Here is a 6,091-nt window from a genome sequence, read left to right as displayed (position 1 = left end):
GCCTTCTCAGGCCGTGACACCCTCACTGCGTTCAGAACCCGCCGCCAGAAGCAGAATATCGTCAATATTCCAGATCGGGCTCCTGTGGGATGACTGAATTCTACAAAATGAACCGAAATTGCCTCAAGTGTGAGAAATCCGCGTCGACTGGGTAGAATGCGTGCGCAAATCCGCTATCCGCCTTTGCCGGCAGAGCGTCGGATGGATTCATGTCGGCTTTCGGGAAACTCTCCCAACCGCCTGTATGATCGGGATGAGGCGAATGCCGCCTGTCTGTTCTGGTTCTCTTGGGCCGACAGGCGAGTTAGGGGGGTGGAATGTCCGTTGTTGGACGCTAGGATAGAGAACCAGATATTGCCACATAAGTAATGTTCCGGGAGTGGATTGATAGCTCACGGAGCACGGCACCCACATGCAATTCCTTTCAGCGCACCGGTCGAAGCCTTTTTTCGTGGGGCAACATGTGACAGGCGTGAACTTCATGGACGTTGAGATGGTCAGCCGCAGCGGCGGTATACTCGCATAGCCGACCGTCGGACGTCATCGCGGGAACGGCAAGCAACTCGTCCGCCACATAACGACTCTGACCGGTCTGAAGCACGCGATTCCATCCTTCCCGCTGCCGTACCTGTAGCTTTTCGAGAATGATGATATCAAGCGAGCGCCCAAGAGCCTGATCTTTGGTGAACCCGAAGTTTCTTACCGCGCCCGGGTTCCAGAATCGGATGATCCCCCCGGGTCGGCGGCGAGGATCGCATCAGCGCGCGTTTCAAGCAACGCCCGAGTGAGGCGTTCTGCGAAATCAACGTGTTGTGTTATGACTGATCCCCTCGTCCATGGCTCGAAGATTTAACCGTCGCGACATCGCACAGAAAATCCCGAAGAACGAGTGCATGGTTATGGAGAGGATCATGCGCCGCATAAAGAAGCGTGATCCTGCTTTTCTCCGCCAGTCCCACAAGACGGGCGATCTCGGCATTTCCGTTTGAAAGCTCATGACGGTATCGCAGCCGGAATTCGTCCCAATGCGCCGGATCATGGCCGAACCAGTGACGCAGGTCCGGACTTGGCGCCACGTCCTTCAGCCAAAAATCCATCTTCACGTCGGCTTTGTGCAGCCCTCGCGGCCAAAGGCGGTCCACCAGCACGCGCAGGCCGTCGCTGGGCGCGGAGGCATCGTACACGCGCTTGAGCCTCACATCCGGAGTGTCATGTTGCGCCGTCATGACACGTTCTCCCCCGGACGGCTCGCGGCAAGTGTCCTCGAACCGGGAATGAACCGCCGCATCCAACCAGGATAGACCGGCGTAAGCTTGACAAGAAAATCCCACGCCATAATCAGTGCACCAGCCGCAAAGACAACGTCGCCCGGCAGCCGCATCCATTGCCAGAACAGGGTCTTGTCATAGAATTCGGCGCTGCGGGCGTAAGCATAGCCATGCTGATAGACTGCGAGCAGTTGAGGCCAGCCGATTGGGAAGAAATTGAGCAGCGTCCACAAAACCAGTCCCGCATTGTAGAGCCAGAATGCCCACAGGCCAGCTCGTTCGGAGAAACCGGCTTTTTCAGCATGAATGTAACGCAGGCAGAAATAGATCAAACCGATCGCTAGTTCGCCAAACGCGCCGAAAAGAGACGAGTGCGCGTGGTTGAGCGTCAGAAAGGTGCCATGTTCATAATAGTTCACCAGTGGCGCATTCAGTAGACCGCCGCCATAAACCCCGGCGCCCACGAAGTTCCAGAACGCAGCACCGATGACATAGATGGTCCCGAGACGATAGCGGAAATCCTTCTGCTTCCTGATTATTCGATAGTGGCTGATTCCCTCCATGATAAGCAATACAAGTGGCAGCACCTCGATGAAGGAGAACATCGTGCCGAATGGGATCCACAGGCTCGGCTCGCCCGCCCAGTAAAGATGGTGCCCCGTGCCGATCACGCCACCGAGGAAGATCAGGATGACTTCGAAATACATGCCTCGCTCGGCGAGGCAGCGCGATATCAACCCCGTGGCCATCAGCGTCCAGGCAGTCATCGCCGCCGCGAAGAACTCGAAGGACTGTTCAACCCACAGATGGACGACCCACCAGCGCCAGAAATCCGAGATCGTGAAGGATTTCTCAATGCCCGTCAGCGGAATCATGCCACAGGCATACAGCAGTGCGACATTAACGGTAGACGCCCAGATGAGATGTTCCAGCCGGATATGACCGGACCAGAAACTGCGCGCCGCACGAGTCCACAATGAAACCGATGGCCACAGAGCCCGCATCACAAGGACGCTCCACAAAAGCAGTCCTCCGAAGAAGCCAATCTGCCAGAAGCGGCCGAGCTGGATATAGGACAACCCCTGATTTCCGAACCAGAACCAGTTGCCGTCGATCACCCCCATGACACCGAGATAGTTTCCCACCAGGCCACAGACCACTACGAAGACCGTTGCCCAGAACAGCGCGTCCACGAGCCAGCCCTGACCTTTGGCTTCTTTTCCATCGGCGATGACCGGTGCAAGAAACAGCGCCGCGCCGATCCACGACAGGCCGATCCAGACAATAGGCGCCTGAATATGAAGATCACGCATGACATTGAACGGAACGTATCGATTAATATCGATACCGTAAAAACTCGTCCGGTCGTAATACATATGGGCCATGACGGAGCCGACCAGAATCTGCACCAGCAGCAGTGCCGCAACCAGAAGGAAATATTTCCAGACTTTCCTCTGACTCGGTGTCAACGGATGAACGACGAGAAGCTCCGCGTCCCGAGCCGCCGTGTCTGCGTCGTTGAGCCAATATTCGTAGATAAAGAGCACGGCACCAAAAGCCAGAAAAACAAAGCCAAAGCTCGCCCATGTCCAGATGAAAGTCTCGCCCGTCGGAGCGTTCTCCACCAGCGGCTCGTAAGGCCAGTTCTGTGTCCAGGAATAGTTCGTGCCAGGACGCCATGCGACGGTCGTCAAAGCCGAATAGATCAGAAAGTCGGCCGTCTTGACCGCGAGCGCGGGTGAGAGACTCTGTGCTGCGGTCCAGCCGGCCTTGCGGTTCGGATGGAGCAGACCGTCCGCGGTTGCCTTGCGGACGGACACGATCGCCGCCACAAGCTCGCCAGGCAGCGTCACAGTCGAGGCAGTTAGATCGAGATGATGAAGATCGTCGCGCATTTTCGCCGTAATGGCGTCCTGCCGCTCTTTCGGAAGATATGCGAACGCCGCACCATCGTCTGCGCTTGCGATGTTATCGCGCGTGGCGAGCGCCAGCCGCTTCATGATTGACGCAGTGTAATCCTCGCCATAATAGGAGCCCATGCCATACAGGCTACCATAGTCCATCAGATCGGCTTTCTGGAAACCGCCCTTTCCTGAAACGATATCCGCACCTGTCATGAGAATGGAGCCGTCGGCCGAGACGAATTTCTCCGGCTGCGGAGGCGCACCCTTGTAGGTCGCTTGTGTCGTCCAGATGAGAAGCGCCGCAGTCAGAAGACCGGTCGCAAGGAGAATCCATTTCAGGACGGTACTGACCGGATCCGCGACCGGCCTGACAATGGAAGATGAGTCCGACATCGCACTAGCTCCTGATAAGGTCGTGTGAGGGGGCGCGCCCCCTCACTGTGAACGCCCAAAAAATATCAGGCTGCGGAGAGAACCAGATCGGGGTCGGCGGCGGAGCCGAAGAACTCGTAACGGATCTGCTTCGCCGGCAGATTCTCGGTCCGTAGCGCGTCGACCATATCTCTCATGAAGGAATCCGGCCCGCAGATGTAATAGGTCGCGGAACGGTCGAGGTTCTGCTTTACCCAAGCGGTCGTGACACGCCCAGCGTGGGCGGCAACACCATGACTGACAGCGGGCACGCTCTCTTTCGCATAGAAGAAATCCGCCGCCAGAATACCTCGGCTGGCAAGGTCTTCGATTTCCGGACGGAAAGCTGCCAACGCCTCGGTATCCGCGCCGTGAACGTAGTGAATCTTCCGCTTCACGGATGTCTGCGCCAGCTCGCCGAGCATCGACATCACGGGCGTAAGACCAACACCGGCCGTCAGGAACACGACAGGAGATTCACTTGTCTCGTCGAGGAAGAAATCACCGGCGGGATTGGCAACCTGGAGTATGTCTCCCTCCTTCACCGTCTCATGCAACCATGTCGAGACGACGCCGCCATCCTGTTGTCGCACGCTAATGCGGTAATGATCCGCGCCGGGTTCCGAGGAAATGCTGTAATTCCGGCGCTGAGAGCCATGACCGGGAACATCCAGCTTGAAGCTGAGATACTGTCCCGCCTTATGGCGAAAGAGCGCGCCGCCGTCGACGGGAACCAGTTCGAACGAGGTGATTGTCGGAGTCTCGGCGCGACGTGAGCGAACGCGAAAAGCGCGCCATCCGGCCCAACCTCCCGGTGCGTCCTTATGCTCGTCGTAAATCTGCTTCTCACGGCCGATAAGGATATCCGCCAGAAACCAGTAGGCTTTGCCCCACGCCTCGGCGATCTCCGGCGTCGCGGCATCCCCGAGAACATGGCCGATCGCGCCGAGTAGCGCCTCTGCTACATATGGATAATGCTCGGGCAGGATGTTCAGACCGACATGCTTCTCAGCAATTCTCTCGACCATGCCGCCGAGCGCGCCGAGGTCGTTGATATGTTCGGCATAGCACAGCACTGCCAGCGCCAGCGCCTTGGGCTGTTCGCCATCCTGCTGATGGGAGAGATTGAACAGGTCGCGAATGGCCGGGGTGGAGAGCAGGCGCTTGTACATTTCTGTCGTGATGGCCGTTCCGTGCGCCTTCAGCGCGGGGACGGTCGCGGAGATGATCGCGCGCGTCTTGTCGTCGAGAGGAGCGGACATGGTGCCCTCCTTTAAGGTTTACGTTCCGCACATATTTTGACCGTAATTGGAAAACATGTCAAGTTGGTGCATCTTTACCCGACCATGAAACTTACGTTGCAAACCGACTATGCCTTGCGCGCCCTGATCTATCTGGGCGCCCGGACCGAACAACTCTGCTCCATTCGTGAAATCGCCATGGCGTACGGGATCTCGGAGGCACATATGGTCAAGGTCGTCCACAAGCTGGGCCAGGGGGGATTCGCCGAAACCCTGCGCGGTCGTAACGGTGGCCTACGGTTTGGACGGCCAGCGAAGGACATCATGATCGGCGATGTCGTATGCTATTTCGAAGAAAACATGGCTCTGCTAGGATGTCTGGAAAAGAGCGCTGAGACGACGCTCTGCAAGTTAATGCCCGCCTGCCGCCTGCGGAGCGGCCTTAATCAGGCAACGCAGGCGATGATGGCGGTTCTGAATGACTGCACTCTGGCAGACGTCATTACGCCCTTCGAGATCGCCCAACTGACGAAACGTGAAACGTCTTAATCATTTATTATTATTGGCCAGATGTTGAGTGTTAGATGGCCCTCAAGCGAATTGCAGCAATCAGATATATCCTTTGAACCAGGAGCATGGCGCCAAGATTCAAAAGTCCCGTTTACCTATAGCGACGCGTTCGCGAAGCTGCAGGACAGCGAAGTCGAGAAAGCCCCTGATCTTCAATGGCAGTAGATCATGACAGGTATAAAGAAGGCTGACTGGAACGGGGTTTGACTGTAAAGCCGCAAGCACAACTTGCAATTTTCCCTCTTTGACGGCCTCCATTGCCTGATAGAATAGCAATCTTGTCGCACCCACCCCGCTGTTATCCCGCATATCTCACAGAAATCTTGAGGACATGGCCAACGCTACACTCTGTCTGCATCGGGTCTCCGATCTCGCGCGCGGATTTTCCTTTTTCAACAAGAACTTTCACCAATTTCAGAGCCCGATGCACCCACTCGTGTGAGATATGCGGGCTAGTCCGCCATCGCCCCAAACTCGATAGTAAAGTTTTGAACCAATAATGTCTGCTTTACGAAAGGCCAAACTCTTACCTAAGTGTCCGAGAAGAGGCGGAAGCGCAATGTCTGAACCTATTCGTCAGGCTATTAAAGTTTCTTTTCCCCTTACAGATTTATCATTGACATGAGGCAACGGATAAATCGTAGTGTGACGTAACGGCAATGGACTCTGCCTGACTTCGTAAAGAAGTCGAACCGCC

At 56.3% G+C, this 6,091-nt stretch carries 5 protein-coding genes; 1 reads left to right on the top strand and 4 read right to left on the bottom strand.

Going from position 1 to position 6,091, the window contains the following annotated elements; all coding sequences use genetic code 11:
- Positions 1-424 precede the first annotated feature (424 nt).
- From GOB86_RS16655 to hmpA, 4 genes are all read right to left on the bottom strand, one after another.
- Complete coding sequence (locus GOB86_RS16655) at positions 425-727, bottom strand: PAS domain-containing protein (protein WP_231875798.1); 303 nt, start codon at positions 725-727, stop codon at positions 425-427.
- Positions 728-815: 88 nt separating this feature from the next.
- Positions 816-1,226 (bottom strand): DUF488 domain-containing protein, encoded by a 411-nt coding sequence (locus GOB86_RS14470; protein ID WP_062247522.1) that lies wholly within the window; start codon positions 1,224-1,226, stop codon positions 816-818.
- The gene (locus GOB86_RS14465) at positions 1,223-3,565 is read right to left on the bottom strand and encodes a nitric-oxide reductase large subunit (RefSeq protein WP_165993311.1); all 2,343 of its coding nucleotides are present in this window, start codon (positions 3,563-3,565) and stop codon (positions 1,223-1,225) included. Before GOB86_RS14465 ends, GOB86_RS14470 begins: the two co-directional genes overlap by 4 nt.
- 65 nt (positions 3,566-3,630) lie before the next feature.
- A complete protein-coding gene (gene hmpA, locus GOB86_RS14460) occupies positions 3,631-4,845 on the bottom strand; it encodes an NO-inducible flavohemoprotein (protein WP_061490266.1) in 1,215 nt (404 codons plus the stop codon).
- Between the two features lie 84 nt (positions 4,846-4,929).
- Here hmpA and GOB86_RS14455 point away from each other — a divergent pair, with 84 nt between their 5' ends.
- The gene (locus GOB86_RS14455) at positions 4,930-5,373 is read left to right on the top strand and encodes an Rrf2 family transcriptional regulator (protein WP_165993309.1); all 444 of its coding nucleotides are present in this window, start codon (positions 4,930-4,932) and stop codon (positions 5,371-5,373) included.
- The last annotated feature ends 718 nt before the right edge of the window (positions 5,374-6,091 follow it).

This window comes from Acetobacter lambici (genome assembly GCF_011516885.1).
Classification (GTDB): domain Bacteria; phylum Pseudomonadota; class Alphaproteobacteria; order Acetobacterales; family Acetobacteraceae; genus Acetobacter; species Acetobacter lambici.
This window is presented reverse-complemented; position numbering and strand designations above follow the sequence as displayed.